This window comes from Ruegeria sp. AM5 (genome assembly GCF_056540645.1).
The window spans coordinates 1-21,709 of record NZ_JBQFXC010000015.1 but is presented as its reverse complement, the minus strand read 5'-3'; the positions used below and the strand labels follow the sequence as shown (position 1 = coordinate 21,709).

At 52.7% G+C, this 21,709-nt stretch carries 17 protein-coding genes; 6 read left to right on the top strand and 11 right to left on the bottom strand.

The genetic code is table 11. The annotated features are described in order from the left end of the window. Positions 1-229: 229 nt before the first annotated feature. From ACR0AH_RS19650 to ACR0AH_RS19640, 3 genes are all read left to right on the top strand, one after another. A complete protein-coding gene (locus tag ACR0AH_RS19650; protein WP_480593360.1) occupies positions 230-910 on the top strand; it encodes an IS6 family transposase in 681 nt (226 codons plus the stop codon). Between the two features lie 73 nt (positions 911-983). Then, entirely contained in the window at positions 984-1,766 is a 783-nt protein-coding gene (locus ACR0AH_RS19645; RefSeq protein WP_480593367.1) for a replication initiation protein, read from the top strand. Between the two features lie 248 nt (positions 1,767-2,014). Further along, positions 2,015-3,955, top strand: a complete 1,941-nt coding sequence (locus ACR0AH_RS19640) for an acyltransferase family protein (protein ID WP_480593365.1) — start codon at positions 2,015-2,017, stop codon at positions 3,953-3,955. Here ACR0AH_RS19640 and ACR0AH_RS19635 read toward each other — a convergent pair. Next, a complete protein-coding gene (locus tag ACR0AH_RS19635) occupies positions 3,941-4,675 on the bottom strand; it encodes a recombinase family protein (protein WP_480593363.1) in 735 nt (244 codons plus the stop codon). The two genes, ACR0AH_RS19640 and ACR0AH_RS19635, sit on opposite strands and share 15 nt — an antisense overlap. 159 nt (positions 4,676-4,834) lie before the next feature. On the opposite strand from ACR0AH_RS19635, the gene ACR0AH_RS19630 reads away from it, so the two are divergent. Next, complete coding sequence (locus ACR0AH_RS19630) at positions 4,835-5,131, top strand: AAA family ATPase (RefSeq protein ID WP_480593362.1); 297 nt, start codon at positions 4,835-4,837, stop codon at positions 5,129-5,131. A 64-nt stretch (positions 5,132-5,195) separates the two neighbouring features. Next, positions 5,196-5,876, top strand: coding sequence for an IS6 family transposase (locus ACR0AH_RS19625; protein WP_480593360.1), 681 nt, complete (start codon positions 5,196-5,198; stop codon positions 5,874-5,876). A 167-nt stretch (positions 5,877-6,043) separates the two neighbouring features. On the opposite strand, the gene ACR0AH_RS19620 is transcribed toward ACR0AH_RS19625, so the two are convergent. Then, the gene (locus ACR0AH_RS19620) at positions 6,044-7,036 is read right to left on the bottom strand and encodes a glycosyltransferase family 2 protein (RefSeq protein WP_480593358.1); all 993 of its coding nucleotides are present in this window, start codon (positions 7,034-7,036) and stop codon (positions 6,044-6,046) included. Positions 7,037-7,500: 464 nt separating this feature from the next. Here ACR0AH_RS19620 and ACR0AH_RS19615 point away from each other — a divergent pair, with 464 nt between their 5' ends. Continuing rightward, on the top strand, positions 7,501-9,252 hold the full coding sequence (locus tag ACR0AH_RS19615) for an LTA synthase family protein (RefSeq protein ID WP_480593356.1): 1,752 nt from the start codon (positions 7,501-7,503) through the stop codon (positions 9,250-9,252). 84 nt (positions 9,253-9,336) lie between these two features. Here the strand turns inward: ACR0AH_RS19615 and ACR0AH_RS19610 are convergent, their stop codons facing one another. The 9 genes from ACR0AH_RS19610 to ACR0AH_RS19570 all read right to left on the bottom strand — a co-directional run. Then, positions 9,337-10,278 (bottom strand): glycosyltransferase family 2 protein, encoded by a 942-nt coding sequence (locus tag ACR0AH_RS19610; RefSeq protein ID WP_480593354.1) that lies wholly within the window; start codon positions 10,276-10,278, stop codon positions 9,337-9,339. A gap of 155 nt (positions 10,279-10,433) precedes the next feature. Further along, complete coding sequence (locus ACR0AH_RS19605) at positions 10,434-11,687, bottom strand: O-antigen ligase family protein (protein ID WP_480593352.1); 1,254 nt, start codon at positions 11,685-11,687, stop codon at positions 10,434-10,436. A 221-nt stretch (positions 11,688-11,908) separates the two neighbouring features. Beyond that, complete coding sequence (locus ACR0AH_RS19600) at positions 11,909-12,790, bottom strand: glycosyltransferase family 2 protein (protein ID WP_480593350.1); 882 nt, start codon at positions 12,788-12,790, stop codon at positions 11,909-11,911. A gap of 73 nt (positions 12,791-12,863) precedes the next feature. After that, on the bottom strand, positions 12,864-14,402 hold the full coding sequence (locus tag ACR0AH_RS19595) for an MATE family efflux transporter (protein WP_480593348.1): 1,539 nt from the start codon (positions 14,400-14,402) through the stop codon (positions 12,864-12,866). Between the two features lie 3 nt (positions 14,403-14,405). Further along, on the bottom strand, positions 14,406-15,569 hold the full coding sequence (locus ACR0AH_RS19590) for a class I SAM-dependent methyltransferase (protein WP_480593346.1): 1,164 nt from the start codon (positions 15,567-15,569) through the stop codon (positions 14,406-14,408). Beyond that, a complete protein-coding gene (locus tag ACR0AH_RS19585) occupies positions 15,566-16,741 on the bottom strand; it encodes a class I SAM-dependent methyltransferase (protein WP_480593344.1) in 1,176 nt (391 codons plus the stop codon). Before ACR0AH_RS19585 ends, ACR0AH_RS19590 begins: the two co-directional genes overlap by 4 nt. Positions 16,742-16,758: 17 nt before the next feature. After that, positions 16,759-19,083 carry an NAD-dependent epimerase/dehydratase family protein gene (locus tag ACR0AH_RS19580; protein WP_480593342.1) on the bottom strand — a complete coding sequence of 775 codons (2,325 nt, stop codon included), beginning with the start codon at positions 19,081-19,083 and terminating at the stop codon, positions 16,759-16,761. 1 nt (position 19,084) lies between these two features. After that, positions 19,085-19,861, bottom strand: a complete 777-nt coding sequence (rfbF, locus tag ACR0AH_RS19575; protein WP_170802998.1) for a glucose-1-phosphate cytidylyltransferase — start codon at positions 19,859-19,861, stop codon at positions 19,085-19,087. Between the two features lie 161 nt (positions 19,862-20,022). Further along, positions 20,023-21,709 (bottom strand): cadherin-like domain-containing protein (locus tag ACR0AH_RS19570; protein ID WP_480593340.1); only part of this gene is annotated, 1,687 nt, incomplete at its 5' end.

The following is a 21,709-nucleotide window of genomic DNA, read 5'->3' as shown; positions in this document are numbered from 1 at the left end:
ATCAGGTATAGTAGTGATTTACCGGAAAGAGAAATGTAGCAATCAAAAATATTGAATTATGCGCATAATCTAGATTTGGTTATTCCAGGCATAGGCAAGGGTTGTGTCGCAAACTTTGAACTGAGATTGACGAGCACTCAGGTTGGCTCTGTTGCAAACATTTGACCATTGACCTTTGTGGCGTTAGCGCCTGTGTGGGGAACGGCATTATCCAGTTTAAGGTTGGTCCATGGTTTCTTACAAAGGTGCTCAGTATCCAAAAGAAGTGATCCTATTCGCAGTGTTTTTCTATGTTCGACACGGTGTCTCCTATCGGGATCTGGAAGAAATCATGGCGGAACGCGGTGTATCAGTTGATCACACCACACTGAACCGTTGGGTCACGCGATACTCTTGCGCCATTGCTGAAACTGCGCGTCGCCGAAAAGCGACCTGCGACCCTTCTTGGAGAATGGATGAGACCTACATCAAGGTGAAGGGCATTTGGGTTTATCTGTACCGGGCAGTCGATAAGCACGGTAAAACGCTTGATTTCATGCTTTCGCAGCGCCGAAACAAGCCAGCAGCCACGAGGTTCTTCGCTCGAATGATGGAGGTAAACGGCCTTCCCAGAAAGATTGTCATCGACAAAAGTGGGGCCAACACCGCAGGCATCAAGGCGATCAACAAGATACTCAAGGGCTTTGGCTGCCCAATCCCAATTGAGATGGTGAGGCGAAAGTTCCTGAACAACATCGTGGAACAGGATCACCGCTTCATTAAGCGACGGACTCGTCCGATGATGGGGTTCAAAACCTTTTCTTCGGCAACGGCGACGTTGAATGGAATTGAAGTCGTGAACATGATCCGCAAAGGTCAACTCACGCCCGGAATCTGTCCATTTCGTCAATTTGCAGAACTGGCGGCATAAGCCGCAGGTTCGGTGTCAACTCTTCGTTCAATCAGAAACTTCGCAACAGAACCCGCTCGATGTTGCCCCGAACATGGGTGAGATGGTGAAGCCTGCCGAACTTATTGAGGTGAAGGGCGCAGCCAAGCTGATCTTGGCAGACCGGCGCTTGTTCAATGTCCTGCTACGCCATGCGTTCGGGCCTGATCTGGCCTCAGAGAACCGGCGCTTTGAAATCCCCTTGGCAGACCTGCGGGAAACCCACGATAGCAATGACCGGCTTGTGCGTTCGATTGAGGCGCTCATGACAACGGTGGTGACGATCCAGCGCCCGGACGGCTCAACAGACCGCGTGCAGCTATTGGGATGGAACAACCTGTCAGACCCGAAACGGAAACGGGGTAATCTGAAATACTCGATCCCGCCAGAACTGGCATTGCTGCTCAAGGATTCCACGGTCTTTGCAAAGCTGGAATTGGAAGTCCTGCGCGCATTCACCTCGAAGTATGCCTTGGCGCTCTATGAAGCCGTGGCGCGGCGTGTACGGCTCAAGCACGTGTTCACTGAACGGTTCGCACTGGATGACTTCCGGGAACTCTTAGGCGTAGAAGCCGACAAGCTGACCACCTATGGCAATCTGAACCAATACGCGATCAAGCCTGCCCTTGTGGAAGTGAACGCCCTGTCTGACTTCACTGTGACGGTGGCGCCTGAGAAAACGGGGCGGCGCGTCACCGGCGTTCTGATCGGCTGGGGCGCGAAGGACATTGAGGGACAGAAAGCCGCTTACGCTGAATTGCAGCGCCCCCGCGTAGACCGTAAAGCGCGGATTACTGGTACGGTTGAGGATATGCTGCCACCAGAAATACTAGAATAAAGCTCTGCTTAATGTTTCCGTAGAACTCTGTTTCGCGATGGGGTGGCGACCTCAGATTGTCAGCGCCGCTGGCCGGTCCAGCGACGTGCCGAGCGCTGCGAAGGATATGCCGCTCGTTATCAAGGCCTAATCACAGCGTACCGCGTGGGGCCCGACAGCAGCGCAAAAGCACTGTTGCTGCTTTTCAAGCGGCTGGTTCTACACTATCGCTAACGTGAAGAGCGTGTGTTTTGGGTTTGGACTGGATTATGAAGTATCGCCGTGAGATTGATGGCCTGCGGGCCGTGGCCGTGCTGCCGGTGATCTTGTTCCACGGTGGGGTGACGGCGTTTGGTGGCGGCTATGTCGGCGTCGATGTGTTCTTCGTCATCTCGGGGTATTTGATCACGACGATCCTCTACACCGAGATCCGCGAGGGCCGTTTCTCGCTTTTGACGTTCTACGAACGGCGCGCCCGCCGCATTTTGCCCGCGCTGATGTTCGTCTGCCTCTGCTGCGTGCCGTTCGTGATGGCCTGGATGATCCCGGTTCAGCAGAAAGACTTTGCGCGCAGCCTGATGGCGGTCTTCGTTTTCGCCTCTAACGTGCACTTTTGGCGCGCAAGTGACTACTTCGCCGCCGAGGCAGAGGAGAGCCCGCTGCTGCACACGTGGAGCTTGGCCGTCGAAGAGCAATATTATCTGCTCTTTCCGCTGTTGTTGCTGCTGCTTCTGCGGTTCAAGGATCGGGTGACGATCTCGGTCCTTGTCGTGATTGCGCTCGGCAGCCTGGTGCTGGCTGAATATGCGTCGTGGTACTACCCACGGGCGAATTTCTACCTGTTGCCGACGCGGGCTTGGGAGTTGCTGTGTGGGTCGCTGTGCGCCCTGGTTCTGGTGCGCGGTGGGCCAAAGCGCAGCGAGGGGCTCGCCGGGCTCGGGCTGGCGATGATCGTCTCGTCGATCTTCTTGTTTGACGATGCTACTCGGTTTCCTTCCATCTATGCGGTGGTGCCGGTGATTGGATCTGTGCTGGTGATCCTTTTCGCGGCCCGGGGCACATGGGTGGCGCGCGTGCTGTCGCTTAAGGCTCCGGTTGCGATTGGGTTGATTAGTTACAGCGCCTATCTTTGGCACCAGCCAGTGTTTGCCTTCGCCCGTATTCGGGTCGGTCACGAACCGCCGCTCTGGTTGATGCTGGGGCTTTCGGTTCTGGCACTAGGGCTCGCGGCGCTCTCTTGGCGGTTTGTGGAGCAGCCGTTCCGGCGCCGTCCCACCGGGGATGCCACGGTCGCGCGTAGGCGGGTACTGACGGCCGCGCTGGTCGCCTCGGCGGCCTTCATGGCCGTTGGCTATTCGGGGTTCACAAAAGCCGGGCTCTTTTGGGGGCGGTTCAACGATCCCGCGCTGACGGCCTATCTCGATGAGCAGTTTCGGCCGGTCTATGGGCTGGCGCGCGATTGCGGGCCGGCGACGTTGACCGGCTCGCTCTGCCAAACCGGGCCCGATCCCGTGATTGCCGTTTGGGGGGATTCCTTTGCCCAGCACATCGTGCCCGCGGTGCTGGCCAGTACCGAAGGGACGCTGCCCGTCGCGCAGCTGACCCTGCCGCGTTGCGGGCCCTTTGCCGCGACAGCGCCCTACACGTCAAACATTGGCTTTGCCTGGAGCCGATCCTGTGCGGCCTTCAATGACGACGTGCTGGAGTGGCTTCGAAACACCCCATCGGTGCAATATGTGGTGCTGTCCTCGCCCTTCCGGGCCTATGTCTCGGAAGAGTGGCAGGTCTTGCATCAGGGAGAGCTTCAGAAGTCCTCGCTTGACCTTGGAGTGGCGCTCTTTCGCAAGACCTTGGCTATGATCGAAGCCATGGGCAAACAGCCGATTGTCGTATCGCCGACGCCGCAATCAGGGGCAAACATTGGCCGCTGCTTGGCGATACGCACTTGGATCGGCGCGGACCCATCTGTGTGTGATTTCGCCCTCGAGGACGTGGCCGAGATCACTCGGATCACATCGCGCTTCATTGACCAGATCGCAGAAGACTATCGTGTGGTGCGGCTCTCGGACCAGATCTGCCCTGACGGGATCTGCCAAACGATGCGGGACGGTGCCTTCATCTATTTCGACGCCGCCCACCTGACCGTGAATGGTGCACGGGCGCTTGGGCCGACGATGAACATCCTCGGCACAGCGTTAGAGCGGCGTTAGACCTCTGCATCGGTCGCGACGAAGGGCGACATCCTGCACCAAACCACGCGCGTAAGGGATTGGATGCGCCGTTATTATGTTCCGCACCGTGGTCGCGTGCCATTTGCCGCCCCGTGCGGTTTTGATCCCCCGCGCGTTCAATTCTGCCGCGATCTGGCGAAGGGATGCGCCGCCTGCCCTAATCTGCTCGACCACTGGCAACACGTTCTCAGCATAGGCCAGGGCACGCGCCTTGTTCACTGCTGCCCCCTTGCGTGCCGCCTGACGCTGTTCAGAAGCCCTCTCAGGTATCGACCAGCCTAGTTTGACCCCCCGCGCTTTTGCCGCCGCCAGCGCCGCCTTGGTCCGCTCTGAGATTGCGCGGCCCTCTTGTTCTGCGACTGCGGCCATGATGTGCAGCACAAAGCGGTTCGCCTCAGGCATATCCGCCGCCGTGACCTCGACCCCGCTTTCCAAAAGGTTTACAACGAAAGCCACATTGCGAGCGAGACGATCCAGCTTCGCAATGAGCAACACGGCCCTTGCCCGTTTTGCCTCTGCCAGCGCACGCGCCAACTCAGGACGATCTGCACGCTTGCCGCTTTCCACCTCGACAAATTCTGCCACGACCTCGCCCCGGTCCAGGACGTGCGCCGCCACCGCTGCGCGTTGCGCTTCCAGCCCCAAACCGCTCTGGCCCTGGCGTTCGGTGAATACGCGAAGGTAAGTGACGAATTTCATAGCGTGGGCCTCTCGATCCTAGGGGTAATCTTAGGGTGTATAACAACCCTACGTCCGTTATGTTTTTATACATATGTTTGCATTTACGTATTCACGCAAATGCGTGGCTATGAATTTATGCGTTTGCGGCCTCGCACATTTGCGATAGCGTCCCGAACTATGAAAACGGTACTAATAGCCGCCCAGAAAGGCGGAGCAGGCAAGACAACGCTTTGTAGAAATCTATCCGTGGCCGCTGCCTTGGATGGCCAGAAGGTGCTTTGCCTCGATCTGGATCCACAAGGCTCACTCAGAGGATGGTGGGAAAGCCGCGAAGCTGAAACCCCGGCGATGCTGGACCGCGACCCGGCCCCACATGCGCTACGAGCCACACTAGACGCGGCCAAGGCACAATTCGACCACTGCATAATCGACACGCCACCAGCGGCCCCAGAAGGCTCTGTTGCAAACATTTGACCATTGACCTTTGTGGCGTTAGCGCCTGTGTGGGGAACGGCATTATCCAGTTTAAGGTTGGTCCATGGTTTCTTACAAAGGTGCTCAGTATCCAAAAGAAGTGATCCTATTCGCAGTGTTTTTCTATGTTCGACACGGTGTCTCCTATCGGGATCTGGAAGAAATCATGGCGGAACGCGGTGTATCAGTTGATCACACCACACTGAACCGTTGGGTCACGCGATACTCTTGCGCCATTGCTGAAACTGCGCGTCGCCGAAAAGCGACCTGCGACCCTTCTTGGAGAATGGATGAGACCTACATCAAGGTGAAGGGCATTTGGGTTTATCTGTACCGGGCAGTCGATAAGCACGGTAAAACGCTTGATTTCATGCTTTCGCAGCGCCGAAACAAGCCAGCAGCCACGAGGTTCTTCGCTCGAATGATGGAGGTAAACGGCCTTCCCAGAAAGATTGTCATCGACAAAAGTGGGGCCAACACCGCAGGCATCAAGGCGATCAACAAGATACTCAAGGGCTTTGGCTGCCCAATCCCAATTGAGATGGTGAGGCGAAAGTTCCTGAACAACATCGTGGAACAGGATCACCGCTTCATTAAGCGACGGACTCGTCCGATGATGGGGTTCAAAACCTTTTCTTCGGCAACGGCGACGTTGAATGGAATTGAAGTCGTGAACATGATCCGCAAAGGTCAACTCACGCCCGGAATCTGTCCATTTCGTCAATTTGCAGAACTGGCGGCATAAGCCGCAGGTTCGGTGTCAACTCTTCGTTCAATCAGAAACTTCGCAACAGAACCCGTCGTCAGAAGCGGAATTGTGATCGCCAAACAACTCGGCGTGTACAAAACTCTGCAACAAAGCTATGAACGCCGATCACTAAAATCTTGGAACAGAAACTTGCTTAGAAAATGTCAGTGAGCTCGAGTCTTGGAAAATGCACGTTCTTGGTCATCCAGCGCAATAGTGCATTTTATATCCCTCGGGGGGGTCAGACCATTCAAGCCGCAAAATGCGGCCCAAGCTTCCTGTTTTGAACCAATCAGAATCAATTTTCCTATGCGCAACATCGAAATTAACCAGGAGATTGGCAGCATTATATGCCGAAACCGGCGCATAAAACGTACTCGATTGCGGTTGTTAAAGTACTCTGAAAATGGGGTCGGTCGCCGTGTCAATGTACCTGATCCAATGGAGGTGCCACCATGATGGAGGACTGTAGCCTCGGGGCATAAAGCCAAAGGAAGATTTCCGCGGCGCGCTGCCCAATCCACTTCCTCATAGTAAAGAAAATAATCTTCTTCCAATAGGCCCGCTTGATGTACAAAGGCGCGGGAAACCAACATGTTAGCTCCCGAGATGTAATCAATATCCTCTACGCACGGAAATTCGGCTTCATCTTCTAGCTTTCCTGCGTTGACGTTATGACAAACCCCCGACCAACGAGAGATACGACCGCCATCAGACTGAATGCGCCGCGGACTTGATCCGTGGTAAAAAATACGTCCACCCATAATTGAGAATGAACCAATTTTGGAAGCACATTGTGCATAATGCTCAGCGGTGTGAGGAAGCGCCTCACAATCTGGGTTGAGTATCCAAAACAGATCAATGTCAGGATCTTTCATGAGGAAACTCAACCCCGCATTAACACCGCCTGCGAAACCAAGATTACCACCTGTATGTAATAAGGTAACGGAATCATGCGCGCCTACACTAGAAGGTGTCATTTCCGCCAAGTGAAGTGCGTTTTGATCCGCCCAGCTACGGATCACATCGACAGTCTGATCCGGTGAGTTGTTGTCACAGATTACAATTCGTAGATCGAAATGGTTCGATTTTAGACTGTCTAAACAAGCCTCAATCACATCCGCGGATCGAAACGTCACAATAACTACACCAATCATTAAGCGAAAGGCTCCCGTTTCTTTTACCTAATTCAAAAAGAACTTGACCTAATCTGACATCTTATGTCCAGAGCATACAGTATTATAGCAGCCTTGCCCCTGAAACTGACCTGAACCGAGTAGAAACTTTTTGGCACAGTGCTCTTCTAACAGACAGGATGAGGGCTAAAGCGGGACCTGGAAGCCTGCTAAACATGGATTGAAGGTCCAGAGACTGGAACTGCAACGCCAATCAGTTCAAAGAAGGTTTGAAGAGAAAAGGCGTGCTCCCTACTTGGGGGCCGCGCAAAACAACCCAAAAGTGCGACCATTGTCGAGACAAAAGTTACAATCACTTTCACAAAACTGTAATTTTTAAGCCCTGAACTCAAGGGTGTGGAGTTCGATATTGTCATAACGTCCTAGAACATGATATTTTTAGTCGTTCAAGTATGTTCTTGGTATGTGATTGAGATTGGGTTCGGATGTCTGAGAAAGATAATACGAATAGACTTATTAAAAAATTTATTCCTGTTTTTTTTGCGGTTGCATTACTGTGCTTAAGTCAAAGATTTCTTGCTCTATTATCTTATTACCGTGATACATTCGTGCCGTTGTATATGCCATTAGACAAATTAGATGGTATGAAAATTTTATTGTCATCTTTCGGCTCTAGCTTATTGAGGGGGATATGCTTTGATATAATTTTTTCCTTTTTACTGGCTGCGCTTATGTGCCTTCCAATTATTGGTAGAAGAGTACACATATTAACGATCGCAGTGCTCGCAATTTATTTCTCAATCAATGTAGAGCACATAAAATACAACTTCGCTCACATTGACTTGACAACTGCACACAACGCCATGAGTGCAACTTTTATTAAAGGGCAAACAACAGCTGAGCTATTACTGAGAGTGGCGATTTTGTTGACGGCAGGGATCTCTGCTTATTTCTTATTGAGTGTACGGCCATTTAGACGGGTGGGCCTTATTTTAGTGCCACCTATCCTCATCGTTTCTATTATAATAATACCGAGTTTCAGCTTTTTACACCCACCTTGGGTTCAATCTCATCCACTCCTTCCAAATGAGATATCAGGCTCCCCTGAACCGGATTTTCGAAAGTTCCCTGCATCTGCGTTTAAAAAGACCCCAGCAATCACAATGGAGGCTGCTGAGAATAATATTTTAATTTTATATCTTGAGGGACTATCATTTAGAAGCTTGGATTTGGGAGGGATGAAAAACCTTCGCAAATTAGCTGACGACAATATATCATTTGAGAGATATGCGGCAAATCAGCTGATAACCGCTAATGGATTATATACGACTCTAACCGGAGATTTTCCATATTTTGTATCTGGAAAGTTAAAATGGCTCGAAGTGAAGCCGGGATCAAAAATTGCACATAACGCGTTACCTTTTAAGTTTTCTGAAGCAGGGTATCACACAGCATTTTTACAAAGCGCACCTTTGGATTTTATGTCAAAGGGAGACATATTGCCGAGAATCGGCTTTTCTGAATCGCTTGGCGGGTCTACTTTAAGTACTGGGTATTCGTCGAATGCGTGGGGGATAGACGACAAGGCACTTTTTGAACACACACTGGATTACTTAGACAGTATTCCTCCAAATAAACGCTGGTTCGTCTCGGTTCTTACGACTGGTACACACAGTCCATACAATGTCCCAGATGATTTCATGACCACCGAACCGTCTTCACGTCGTCGCGCTCTCGCATACCTCGATGCAGCGATAGGAGATTTGCTTGACGGACTCTCGAATCGGGGGCTATTAAAAAACACCGTGGTAATAATAACCTCGGATGAATCGAGGGAGCTTCCCTACTTAAGCAGATTACAAGATCAAGTTATGTTGAATTGGCTCCCTCTAATTATTTTGCATCCGTCTGGAATAAAGGAAAAACATAAGTTTTTTATTGGATCGCATCGCTTTCCTGATATAGTCGGATCTATTACCAGTGAGTTGCAACCTAATACGCTGGAAGGTTTATATAAATCGCAGGATCCGTTAATATTAGGTAATACAATAAACAACCGCCTGTTTTGGTTTGAACCTTACAATGAAATGCTTTTGTCATGCGACACGCAAACCTTTAATTGCGCGCGTTTCGAAGGAATTGCAGATCCTATGACGGCAGATGTAGTTTTGCCAGTTGATGTTTCCCATTTTGTTGGGCTTGAACAGCTAATTTCAGAACTGGAGCCAGAGAACTAGCAAGATCAGATGTGTTATTGGTCCGTTTTGAGTCATAAAGCACGCAGTACAGCATTAATTTTTAGAGTTTTGAATCTATTAAAATCAGCGCCTTTTTTTTATCAGTGTATCGCTAAGATGCCTGGTTAATCTCGGGAGGAGGTAAATCAATTTCTTAGCAATAGTTTTTGAAATTATGGGTAAACTAGTGACGGGATCTTTAGAAACGGAAAGTAAAACTAGACGTCTGGCGATACGCTTCTTTTTAAGGCGCCACATTATGCTGGATAGTCTAATCAAATTCTTTGCATAGATATCTGGATTTTCTTCGAGGATACTTCTGTTTTTCTTTAATATTCTTATGAGCCCCAGACCTTTTTTCCGAAAACTAGTTGAAATGCTATCTCCGGAAATAAAAGCTATCACCACTGGTTCGATGTCTTCAAAAATTTTAGTGTGTTGCGCCAATCGTGATGTAAACTCCCAGTCTGCATTTGCTTTAGCACACGGGTCGAACCACCTCTTGGTAGGGAAGCAATCTCTGCGAAATATCGCATTTTGTAAGCTGATCCGATTACCGTCTAAAAAACGTCTTACTTGATCTTCTTGTAAGCTAAGACGCTGTTTTGGAGGCGGCGCACACGTCACATGTCCAGAACCATAATTGTGATAAGCATCTCTACCATATAGTATTTTGGATCCGAACACCACTCCAACATTTTCTGGTAAACTTTCGAAAAACGAAAGTTGGCGCTCAAGTTTACCCGGCAACCAAAGATCATCACTATCTTGAAATGCGATAAAGTTTCCTTGCGCCAATTGTAAGCCTGTATTTCGGGCTACGGATGCTCCCTGATTTGATTCGTGCCTGACATAACGCACCCGAACATCGTTTAAAGATTCAATTACTGACCGTATGTCTTCGGTAGACGCATCGTCGACAACAATTAGCTCTAGGTCCCTAAAAGATTGGAATAAAACACTCTCACAAGCTGGTCTAAGGACTCTCGCTCGATTGTAAGTTGGCAAAATTACTGAAACGTGCATTACCATGCATCTCCCTAAGCTACAAAGGAACACTCAATAACGGACCCTCTATTTGCTTCGAGGTAACGAGAATATTAAGATCTGTTGTAGCGTAAGGCGTTGATAAAGATAAGGCACACTTGCTTTCAATTGTGAGGCGATAATTTGAATGTAAGTCATTTCGTTACCCTGGGAAACCTTGTATATCTATTTCTATTTTTTTTACGTTCTACTTTAGTACTGGTATTTCTTGCTGATGCTATAAGTTTCTTCGGGTTGTCCGAGTCTTCACCCTGGCTAGTGATTGTTTCAGGAAGCACTTCGGACGCAATTGAGCCACTGGATTCGAACGCTTTTTTTGGTCTGCTTGCGTCGAGTATCCACGCACCGCTCCCGAGAAGAAAAATAAATGTCACGTAAATCGATTTCCAGTAGTGTACTGTCCAGCCTCCTAGAAAGAAGCCAACCATACAAATTAGATATCCCTTTCTATAACTAGATTCTCTATCTCCCAAATCTTTCTTTAATGCGATCGAGAGAAATAGAGCCCAAAATGATAACTGTAAAAAAATTGCTGAAGGAAGGCCATGAATTACGGCGGGCACCAGCCAGAACATATCCATACTGCCGCTCATCCAATATGGACGCACCCACTCATTGCGGCCAATTCCAAAAAGTGGATTGTTTTCGACGGACATCGTGCCGAATTGCCATATTCTTATTCTATTCGATGCGGTATGTGAGTTGAACGCAAAGTAGGAGATAAAAATTTCCGGCGTAGATCGATTAGCTGCAATTTCGATTGCTACAACAATAGACAATATACCGCTAGATAAGATATACCACCTTCTTTTTATAGATTTTAAAGTTCTGTCCCAACTAATTAGTAAAAGCTGTGCTACAAGAGAGGTCATTGGCCCTGATGACAATGATAGTAGAGCGGTGAATGTTACCAATGTTGTTTTAAAAAGTCGCCGCGTAATTGTAGTATTGTACCCGAGGACATAAAAGACCAATGCAGGGGCGCCGCCGCAAAAAATACCAAATAAGATTGGGTGCGAAAATACTGTTTGGACGCGATCAAACCCCCAGCGCGGCTCTTTAAAGACAGTGTCATGCGCATTACCTATTTTGTTGGCTAGTTCCAATAATATATTTTTGGATGTGAGTGTTTCATACAATGCAAATGGCAACAATAAAGCAATAAGATAAAACAAAAAACGCACTAATGCATAGAAATCGTCTGCTTGGCGAATAAAGCAGCGAGCGAGTAAATAAGCGCTCATTGTTTCGACGAGTGCAATTCCTCCGGCCTCTACTGCAACGCCAGTTCCGTGGAGCTTAAAAAAACTTAGGGCAGACCATAGGCACATGCAGAAAAGAGCAATATCAGCGATGCGAACCGGCCCAGCTTTACCCCTAAGCCACATCGAAAGGCATGGGAAAAAAAATATTATTAGTACTACTCTATATGGAGTAAGGAGAATTGGTCCCACTTGGAAGAAAAACGGGAAAACTAGAGATATTAGAAATATTAGGATCGGCCATGGGAGACGAACTTGGGATTTACCGACCACACTAGTTGTGAAGTTGGTTCGTTTTTCCGACACACTAATGCTCATATTAGTTCTCAAATTCACTGCCTCATGCACTAAGCGTTACGACGTATTATTGCTCCTCCTAGAGAACGCAGATCTATAATCCAGATTTGACGATTTTGTAGTGCCCAACGAAGTGTCGACGCGACAGCTCTTGCTTTGGTCAGTAATGGTAAATTTGCGCGAGATATTGCTTTCTGGTTTGCCCAGAATTGTTGAATATACAATGCTGGAAATATGCTTGTCGTGTTGGAATCGAACCATTCTGCTAAGCGCTTACGGTTGCCAAGCCGTACCGAGCGGTTCTTGTGGTCTCGCCATAGAAAAAGCTCATCATGCACATATTTCAGGTGACCATTCAATGCTAGTTCCGCCAGCAGGGCGCGGTCTGATCCAACAAATGGAGCAATTGCTGGAGTTTTTTTCAACACATCTAACCGCATTACGCCGAACACAGTTACGCAAGAATGATTGAGTGCCATTGCTCGCGAAAATCGGACCACTGGGTCGGAGTGACTAAAGTCCCACTCCCGCTCATAGTTGCCGGTGACAGTCCCGGTGTCATCAATACATTTGGCACGTGCCTGAGCCATAACGATCTCGTCATCCTGTTCCAGCATCTCGACGCATCGCTCAAGATATTCCGGTTCGCACCCGTCATCATGAGCCATCCATTTGAAATATTTGCCCCGGGCCTGTTCGACACAGAAGTTGAAATTTCCCGCCGCACCCAGATTTTTCTCTTGTCGGTGATAGGTAATCCGAGAATCGCTGTTAGCAAAGCGCTCACAGATCCCTTGTGTTCCGTCGGTCGAGGCATTGTCGGAAATCAGTATCTTAAAATCGGAATAAGTCTGATCCACGAGACTCTGTAGAGCAGTCTCGAGAAAATCCTCGCCGTTATAGACGGGCAATCCAATAAAAACTGTACTCATAACATTTTCTCCTAGAAGCCGTCTTGTGCAGAAGCTATCTTGGTTACTCTTTTAAATCCAGATTATGGCATCATCACGAGCGTTGATGAAGCTTTCCCAATTGTTGGCGTTCTGTTTGGTCTAACCCCCAACTGTACAATATGATTAGATACACCACCCCACCTGCGAAACAGTAGGAAAACAGTTCAAGCCAGCCCTCGGGTGCCCGGATCAATCTCAATCCCGCCCAGACAACCGCGCCACAGGCGGCGGGCATCAGGCCGCGCATCAGCACGCTCTGGGCAAACTGCCCGAGTGGGACATTGATTAGCTTCAGGGAAAAACCCCAGAAATAACTCAGTTGGGCAATTATGGTGATGAGTGTCAGAGCCGCCACCGCGCCAACGGCCCCTAAGCCGAAAACCCTGAGAAAGATCAGCATCAAGACTAGGCCGGCTAACTGGAACAGAAAGGCTGGAAGGCAGAATTCACGCACCTTGGCCATTGCCGTCGAGGTGATCGGAAGCAATGCAGTGGCGTGTGAGAATGGAAAAATGATCATGAAGAGTATGATGATCAGGCCAGCTTCAGCATATTCGGGTCCGAGATAGAGATTTATAAAAATATCTGCATAAATTGACAGGGGCGTAGCAATGGCCATTGAGGCCCAAAGCGCATAGCGCCCGCCCCGCAATACGGTCGAAGCCAACCTCTGCCGGTCTTCCAGCGCATTCATCGCCGTGATGGCAGGTTGCAGCGGCGAAGCAGCTAGGCTGACCGTGCTTTGCATCTGCCGGAATATGGTTGCACCAATGTGATAGCTGGTGACTCCGACCGGGGTGCCATAAAGGTTCAGCAGCAGCGTGGCTGCGTTGGTATACATGATCGCCCCCAGCCGCCCGACCGTGGTCCACATGCCAAAGGAAATCAGCTCGCGCGCTTTGGCTAGGCTGAACAGTCCACGTTGCATCCGCAATTCGGGAACCAGTTTCAGCGACCGCAGCAGCACAACCGTTGTAAAGGCCACTTCGGACACGAATGTCGACACCACAACCCACAGCACCGAGGCATCGATCATCAACAGCAGCACCACGACCAGCGCCGCACGCAGCAGATCACGGGCGATCTCAAGCGATTTCAGCTCAACATAGCGCTGCCGCACCAGATAGGCGGTGCTGAACGGGATGATGACCATCTGCGCCGCAAAGCTGGTGACCAGCAGGGTTAGCATCAGGCGCGCATCCCAGACCATCTCGGGGATGATATTGAAGACCTTTTCGATATTGGCGGCAAAGATCAGCCCGGCCGGCACAAAAACCGCGCTGGCCAGCAGCAATGTCGGGAACAGAGATGATACGATCCGCCGAACCTCGGTGAAATCGCCCTTGGAATAGGCGTCCAGAATGTAGCGGCTGATCCCGCCCGAAAAGAAGGAGAAGAACAGCGGCGCAAAGACCATCAGCGAAGTGACCACCGGCAGAACCGCGAATTCCGCAGCAGGCAGGCGCGCCAAAAGGTACTGATAGACCCACATCAGCACCAGGAAGTTCACGATTTTGGCGGCCACCGAGCTGAGGGAATTGATCGCGACCAGTTTTTTGGAAATGGCGATATTCTTGTGCTCGACCGCCATGTCCTATCCCGCGATGACGGCGAAATCCGGGTTCAGGCCCATGCTGCGCACCTGTTCGGTGATCTCGGCCTCGTAAAGCGCGTTTGAGATCAGGACCAGATCGGGGCTGACACCGGGCAGGGCCTCGGGGGCGATCACCGGCAGGGCGACGCCGGGAGCCACCAGCCCGTGTTTGCGCGTGTTCAGATCGACCAGCGCCGCCAGCGGTCGGGCCGCGTTGCCCAAGGCGTTGGCGAATGTGATCCCCTTGGACCCCGCGCCCCAGATGACCACATTGCCCTCGAACCCGGACAGCCGGTCGCGCCAGCGATCCAGTTCCGCAGTGGCGGCCTGGCCAAAGGCATGGGCGGCGCGGGCGATGTCGGCAGCCCCGGGATCCAGATACTCGGGCTGGGGCGCGGTGGGTCTGGCCTCGACCATCAGGAACTGCTCACCATATCCGGCGCTGACCGAGATCGGCTCGAACCCGGTGCGGCGGAACAGGGCGGTGATGGCAGGCGCGCTCCAATAGCCCACATGTTCATAGATCACGTCCCACATGGACACCGCATCCAACATCCACCCGGCATTGGGTACCTCGAAATAGATCAGTACATCGCGATCCCCGATGGCGCGGCGGATATCGGTCATCAGCGGCACCGGCGCATCCACATGTTCCAGCACATGACGGCAGAGGATGGCATCAAAGGGCCGGTCCAGCTGATCCGAGCGGAAATATTCACCCACGATCTCGACATTGTCTCGGGCGGTAAAGGGGGTCTGCTGACCGTCCATCGAGGGGTCGAACCCGGTGGCGGTGGCCACGCCGTTTTTGGCCATCAGGTCCAGCATATGCCCGTCGCCGCAGCCGATCTCGACCACATGTTTGCCTGTCAGGCCGTGACGGTCCACCAGACCGGCGGCCAGCTCTTCGGCAAAGGCCTGGAATTTGGGCGAGAAATGCAGCGCGTTCTCATAGCCCGGCGCATAGACCATGCGCGCGGGATCAAAAGCACCGTTCCAGATGAACCCGGTTTCGGGGCAGAGCTTCAGATCCACCGTTCCGGCAGGGGCAGCGCGGGCGGCATCGGCATCAGGCCAGAGCTGGTTGCAGATGACCGGCACCTGATCCAACCGAAAGATATCTTGCGCGTTCTCCGCAGTGCAGAGGGGAAAGGTTATGGTCATACCGCCACAAGCTCCGGGTTCAGGCCCATATCGGCCAGTTGCGCGCCAATTTCAGGCAGGTAGATTGGGTTCATCACGATCACCGTGTCGGGCGGGGCGTCTTTCAGGCTTTCAGGGCTGGAAACCAGATGCCCAGTGCCCGGTAAGTATTTGCCCTGCTTGAACGGGTTGATGTCGATGACCTGCGCCACCTCAGCCCCCAGATCATTGGTGGTCAGGAAAGACACGCCCTTCGAGCCACCGCCCCAGATGGCCACCCGCTTGCCCGCACCATGGCGCGATCGCACGAAATCGGTCCAGTGGGCGCGGATCTCGGCCACTTTCTGCGGGAAGGCCGCGGCCAGGGCGCGCACCGCGTCCAGATCATCCTCATGCGCCAACACCGGACGGCCCGCCGCCGGTTCCGCGTACTGGATGATATATTGATCGTCATACGCCAGATACAGCTTAGTCACATCGAACCCGGCCCGCCGGAACAGCCGGGCGTGGCTACCCAGGGTGAAATACGAGCAATGTTCGAAATAGATGTCCCAGAACGCGCCTTCCGCAAGCACCCTGTACACATCCGGGGTCTCGAAGAAGACACCCACATCCGAGCGTTCGCCGATCACCTGCGCGATCTCGTCCATGAACCGGCCGACCTCGGGGATATGTTCCAGCGTGTGGCGGCAGGCGACGAAATCAGGGGCCTCGGCGATGGTGGCAGGGTCGAAATATTCGCGCTGAAAGGTGATTTCGTGCCCATCCGCGCCGGGCAGGCGTTCGGGGATGAAACCGGGATCAACACCCAGACCGATCGTGCCGGTCTGATCCGCCAGTTCCTGTAGAAATTCACCCTTGCCGCAGCCGATCTCAAGCGTGCGCTTGCCTTTCAGATCGTAAAGCGAGGCCACCTCGGCCGCCAGATCACGGGCAAAACGGTTGAAAGTGCCGGAAAAATGCTGACTTTCCTCGGTGGTCGAGGCGTAATCGACCTTGGACAGATCGAAAACGGAATTGAAGACAAAGCCGCAATCGTCACAGAATTTCAGAACCAGCGGATGGCGCGGGAAATTGCGCGCCTCATCCTCGGTGTCCAGCAGAATGCAGCTTTGCACCGGGATGGCGTCCAGCCGGTAAATCTCTGACAGGGTCTGCCCAGCACAGGCCGGGCAAGAGGTCAGTTCAGTCATAAATATGCCCTCCGCCGTCAGGATTCGACGATTTCCAGTTCCGGGATCGGTACAACGAACTTGCCGCCGGCCTGCAGGAAGGCCTGCTGCTGGCGAATGATCTCGTCGCGGAAGTTCCAGGGCAGAATTATTACATAATCCGGATTATCATCCATCAATCTTTCGGGCTCATCGATGCGGATACGCACGCCGGGCATGTATTTGCCCTGCTTGTGGATGTTCTTATCCACCGCGTATTCAATGGTCCGGTCGTTGAGCTGTAGGAAGTTCAGCATGATCGTGCCCTTGGCCGCCGCGCCATAGGCTGCGATGCGCTTGCCATCGGCTTTCAGATTGCCCACCAGCTTGCGCGCCTGATCGCGGAAGGCCCGGACACGGGCCCCGAAGGTCTTGTAGTAATCAAAGCGGTCTAGACCCAGTTCATGTTCTTCGGCCAAGATATCCGCAACAGCCTGCGTGGGCGCTGCGGCCTTGCCAAAGAACAGCCGCAGAGACCCGCCATGGATCGCCACCCGGCGCATATCGTTCAGATACAGCCCGTGCCGTTCAAACAGCGTTTTGGCCGACCCTACCGAGAAATAGCACAGATGCTCGTGATAGATCGTGTCGAACTCGATGAAATCGATCATGTCGCGGACATAGGGAAATTCGACCACAACCTGCCCGTCATCGGCCAGCAGCTCGGCCATGCCTGCCACCAGATCATTCTGGTCGGCCACATGCGCCACCACGTTGTTGGCGATGATGATATCGGCCCGTTTGCCTTGTGCGCGCAATTCGCCGGCCACGCGGGTGCCGAAGAAGTCGATCACCGTGTCGATACCCTTTTCGCGCGCTGCCGTGGCGGGTTGCGAGGCCGGATCGATGCCCAGAACGTTGATGCCTTCGCCTTTGAAGTTCTGCAGCATATAGCCGTCATTCGACGCGATCTCGACCACCAGATTATCCGGTCCGAGCTTGCGTTTCTCGATCAGTTCCAGCGCGTTTTCGCGGGAATGCTTCAGCAGATCTTCGGAGTAGGACGAGAAATAGACGTAGTCGTCACCGAACATTTCTTCCGGCGGGCGGGTTTCCAGCAGCTGAACCAGAGTGCAATCGGGACAATAGCCCAAACGCAGCGGGACCAATGACTCTTTATGCGTCAGCCCACTTTCTTCCAGCAGACCGTCCGAACGGGGCATCAGACCGAGGTCGAGAATGGGTGACAACCCCTTATGGCCGCAGGATATGCAGCAGACTTTGGCGCTGTCGGCCACGAAATCCGAAGGGTCGGCCTCCTGCACGTTTTCAGGGGTGCGCGAAGACACTCCGTTTTTGGTGTGCTTCAGGGCCACATCAATGACATCATCGGCGATCAGCTTTTTGATATGGCCGATCCGCTGATAGCGGGGGCCTTCGAATTCTTCCAGCGTTAGGTCCTGCGCCAGATAGGATTCATACAGCGATTGCGCGCCCTTGCGGGCATCCCATTGCGGTTTGAAATGCGGCATCACCCGTTGGATCTTGTCGCAGTTCACCCGATAGGACCGTTTGTCGGGGCCAGCATCATCAGCAAAGGTCACCTCGCAACCCGGTACCACATCGGCCACGATCTCGGCCAATTCGCGGATCTGGTAATTGTGCTCGGTCACGCCGACATTGAAGGCCTCGTTGCGGATCTTTTCGACCGGTGTGTCCAGCGTCGCCAGAAACGCGCGGCTGATATCTTCGATATGGGTGATCGGCCGCCAGGGCGTGCCATCGGATTTCATATGGATATTGCCCGTGGTCACCGCCCAGGCGACGAGGTTGTTCAGCACCAGATCAAAACGGATGCGCGGGCTGACCCCATAGGCCGTGGCCGAACGCAAGAAGGTCGGGCAGAAGGTATCATCCGCCATCTCGGCCAGCGCCAGCTCGGATTTGACCTTGCTTTCGCCATAAGGTGTGACCGGGTTGAAGGCTCCGTTCTCGTCGATGAAATCCGCGCCCGACGCGCCATAGTTCGAGCAGGAGGACGAGAACACAAACCGCGACACCCCGGCTGCCTTGGCGGCGCGGGCTACACTCATCGTGCCCTCAAAATTGATCTCATAAGTGGTTTCGGGTCGAAAATCGCCTAGCGGATCGTTCGACAGTGCGGCCAGATGCAGGACGGCGTCAAAGCCCAGCAAATCTGCTGCCTCAATATCGCGGATATCTTTCAGGATCGTCGGTACTTGCGGCATCTCTCCGCCCGGAGCGAAAGTGCAGCGCTCATACAGGTCGCTGTCGATACCCGCAACTTCATGTCCGGCTGCCTCCAGCATGGGGGTCAGCACCACACCGATATACCCACGGTGACCAGTTACCAATACACGCATATTATTTCTCCCAAACCGCCCAGGGGCGTTCACCGGAATCCCACAGCTTTTGCAGATTGTGCTTGTCGCGCAGGGTGTCCATCGCCGCCCAGAAACCATCATGAGGATATGCCATCAGCTGACCATCCTTGGCGAGATTCTCCAGTGGCGCATGTTCGAACATGACCATGTCGCCTTCGATGTAGTCAAAGACCTGCGGCTCGAGGATGAAAAAAGCACCGTTGATCCGACCCTCGGCTGTCTGCGGCTTTTCCTCGAACGCAACAACCTGGTTGCCCTCAAAGCGCATATGACCGTAGCGCGCGGGCGGACGCACCGCAGTGATCGTCGCCAGCTTGCCGTGGCTGCGGTGAAAGGCAAGCAGCTTGTGCAGGTCCACATCCGATACGCCATCGCCCCAGGTCAGCATGAAAGTTCCGTCGCCCATATAAGGCTGCAGTCGCTTGACGCGCCCTCCGGTCAGGGTCTCTCCACCGGTTTCGATCAGATCGACGGTCCAGGGCGCGTGATCCTGATCGTGGCGCACCACCGGTTCAGGATGTCCCATATTGACCGTGATATTGCCCGCCAGCGTCCCGTATTCCGCAAAGTAACGCTTGATGTAATTGCCCATATAGCCAAGGGCGACGGCAAAATCGTTATACCCGTAATGAGAATAGGTCATCATGATATGCCACAGGATGGGCATACCTCCGATCTCGACCATTGGCTTGGGCCTGACCGAGGTCTCCTCTGCCAGACGCGTTCCCTTGCCCCCGGCGAGAATTGCAACTTTCATGGAAATTCTCCGTTAACACAAATGTAATCGTAAGCTTGCCAAAGAGACTCTGGCAAAGAAATAGGCCAATTTTATGAAATGAGGCATTCCTCCGGAAACTGACAATATTTTACTCGATACCGTATCCCAATTAGCGGAAACATGGTGATTTTACACCTTTCTCAGACCAAAAGCGTATCCGTGAAGATGAAATCATCGCTGTTGAGATCCAGCCCGTAGACGCTGTTCAGAAGGCCGACAAGCTCGTCAGCATCACCATTTTCGCCCACCCGCCAGATCGCGGTGCCCGGCGAAAGGCCCGGCGCATCCGTGCTGAGCACATAATCCGCGGCAACGCCCGCCAACTGCACCTGATCGGTGCCCGAGATGAAATCATAGACAAAGCCATAATCATCCTCGCCCGCATCAGCCCCGACCCCGTCGTCGTAATAGGTGCCGTTCGCATCCCCGAAGACAAAGACATCCGCACCGCCAGCACCGACAAATACATCCACCTCGCTCTGGCCTGGCGTGACGCTCCCGGTATCGACGGCGACCTGAACCTCAGCGCTGTCGTCGCCCTGAATGATATCGCTGCCGGTGATCTCGGTGACAGTCAGATCGCCGAAGGTGACGTCATAATAATGTGCGTTGAGGTAAATGCCCCCAGTCGCCGGAGCCTCGTCCAAGCTGAAGGTCTCCACGGATTGCAGGGTCCAGTCCGCCGGCTCAGCCGCGCCCTCTTCCCAGACCTTGAGGCTATAAAGCCGGTCATAGATACCGATCTGTTCGACCCGAACGGTGAAGTTGTAGGTCAAGCCTTCTTGTAAATCAAAGTTCTGCACACCTACCAATTCAGAAAACTTATGATAGCTCGTATTCCGGAACAGATGCGTATACGTAAACGATGCACCGGGTTCATATCCAGTACTTAGCTGAGTGTCGCCTGAGCCGTAGGTATGCCCGCCCCACAGTAACCCAACCGCAAAAGCCTCGGATACCCCGACGGGGTCATTAACGTTTATGTCGTGCATGGTGATGGCTATATTGAGCTCATAATTGTCCCAACTATCATCGCCCAGAACCAGAAGACGATCATATCCCAGATCGACCGGTCGGATACCGTCTGAATCCCAAGACCAAGTGCCATCAACAATTTGTAAAACATCCTGAGCATCGGTCACCGCATCCCAGTCGATGCTGTAATTAGGATTCCAAGCAGTGCCGGATTCATAATCTACAACCACATCTCGCTTCACGACGGCACCGCCGGCTAACGTGGCAGTAATGGTGACAACATCATCAGTACTTGATCCGTCGAGTTCCGAAAAGTCGATCTCGACGTTGAAATCCCCGTCATTATGTAAACGTCGAGTATCAGCTCCTATCAACAGAACCTGCTCTGGTCCACCATTCAGGGAATAGGTCAGCGTCTGAACATTGCCTCCTACATTGCCTAGGATGTTGATTGCCTCTTGCCCTTCGCCGGGTCCACCAAAGCTCTGATTGAGTCCGTACCAAACATCGATTGGATTGCCGACGGCAATAGCTAGGGTCCCTGTATCGGCGAATTCTCCGTCCGACACCGTGTAGTCGAAGCTGTCGGTGCCGCTGAAGCCGGCATTTGGAGTATATGTATAGGTTCCGTTTCCGTTGTCTGTCAGGGTTCCGTTGGCAGGCTGCGTCACGCCGGTCAGGGTCAGCGCATCCCCGTTCGGATCGCTGTCATTGGCCAGCAGGTCCGCAGCAGCATCGATCACAAGCGCCGCGCCCACCGGTGTCACCAGCCCGTCATCCACCGCATCAGGCGCAAAATTGACAGGCGTGTAGGACCCATCCTCATCAGCGATCGGATCGGCTGTGTTCTCG

Coding starts and splice junctions, on each gene's coding strand:
- ACR0AH_RS19635 (WP_480593363.1), bottom strand. CDS start 4,675: ATGAAATTCGTCACTTACCTTCGCGTATTCACCGAACGCCAGGGCCAG.
- ACR0AH_RS19610 (WP_480593354.1), bottom strand. CDS start 10,278: ATGCACGTTTCAGTAATTTTGCCAACTTACAATCGAGCGAGAGTCCTT.
- ACR0AH_RS19580 (WP_480593342.1), bottom strand. CDS start 19,083: ATGCGTGTATTGGTAACTGGTCACCGTGGGTATATCGGTGTGGTGCTG.
- ACR0AH_RS19640 (WP_480593365.1), top strand. CDS start 2,015: ATGAAGTATCGCCGTGAGATTGATGGCCTGCGGGCCGTGGCCGTGCTG.
- ACR0AH_RS19630 (WP_480593362.1), top strand. CDS start 4,835: ATGAAAACGGTACTAATAGCCGCCCAGAAAGGCGGAGCAGGCAAGACA.
- ACR0AH_RS19590 (WP_480593346.1), bottom strand. CDS start 15,569: ATGACCATAACCTTTCCCCTCTGCACTGCGGAGAACGCGCAAGATATC.
- rfbF (WP_170802998.1), bottom strand. CDS start 19,861: ATGAAAGTTGCAATTCTCGCCGGGGGCAAGGGAACGCGTCTGGCAGAG.
- ACR0AH_RS19605 (WP_480593352.1), bottom strand. CDS start 11,687: ATGTGGCTTAGGGGTAAAGCTGGGCCGGTTCGCATCGCTGATATTGCT.
- ACR0AH_RS19620 (WP_480593358.1), bottom strand. CDS start 7,036: ATGATTGGTGTAGTTATTGTGACGTTTCGATCCGCGGATGTGATTGAG.
- ACR0AH_RS19650 (WP_480593360.1), top strand. CDS start 230: ATGGTTTCTTACAAAGGTGCTCAGTATCCAAAAGAAGTGATCCTATTC.
- ACR0AH_RS19585 (WP_480593344.1), bottom strand. CDS start 16,741: ATGACTGAACTGACCTCTTGCCCGGCCTGTGCTGGGCAGACCCTGTCA.
- ACR0AH_RS19625 (WP_480593360.1), top strand. CDS start 5,196: ATGGTTTCTTACAAAGGTGCTCAGTATCCAAAAGAAGTGATCCTATTC.
- ACR0AH_RS19595 (WP_480593348.1), bottom strand. CDS start 14,402: ATGGCGGTCGAGCACAAGAATATCGCCATTTCCAAAAAACTGGTCGCG.
- ACR0AH_RS19615 (WP_480593356.1), top strand. CDS start 7,501: ATGTCTGAGAAAGATAATACGAATAGACTTATTAAAAAATTTATTCCT.
- ACR0AH_RS19600 (WP_480593350.1), bottom strand. CDS start 12,790: ATGAGTACAGTTTTTATTGGATTGCCCGTCTATAACGGCGAGGATTTT.
- ACR0AH_RS19645 (WP_480593367.1), top strand. CDS start 984: ATGGGTGAGATGGTGAAGCCTGCCGAACTTATTGAGGTGAAGGGCGCA.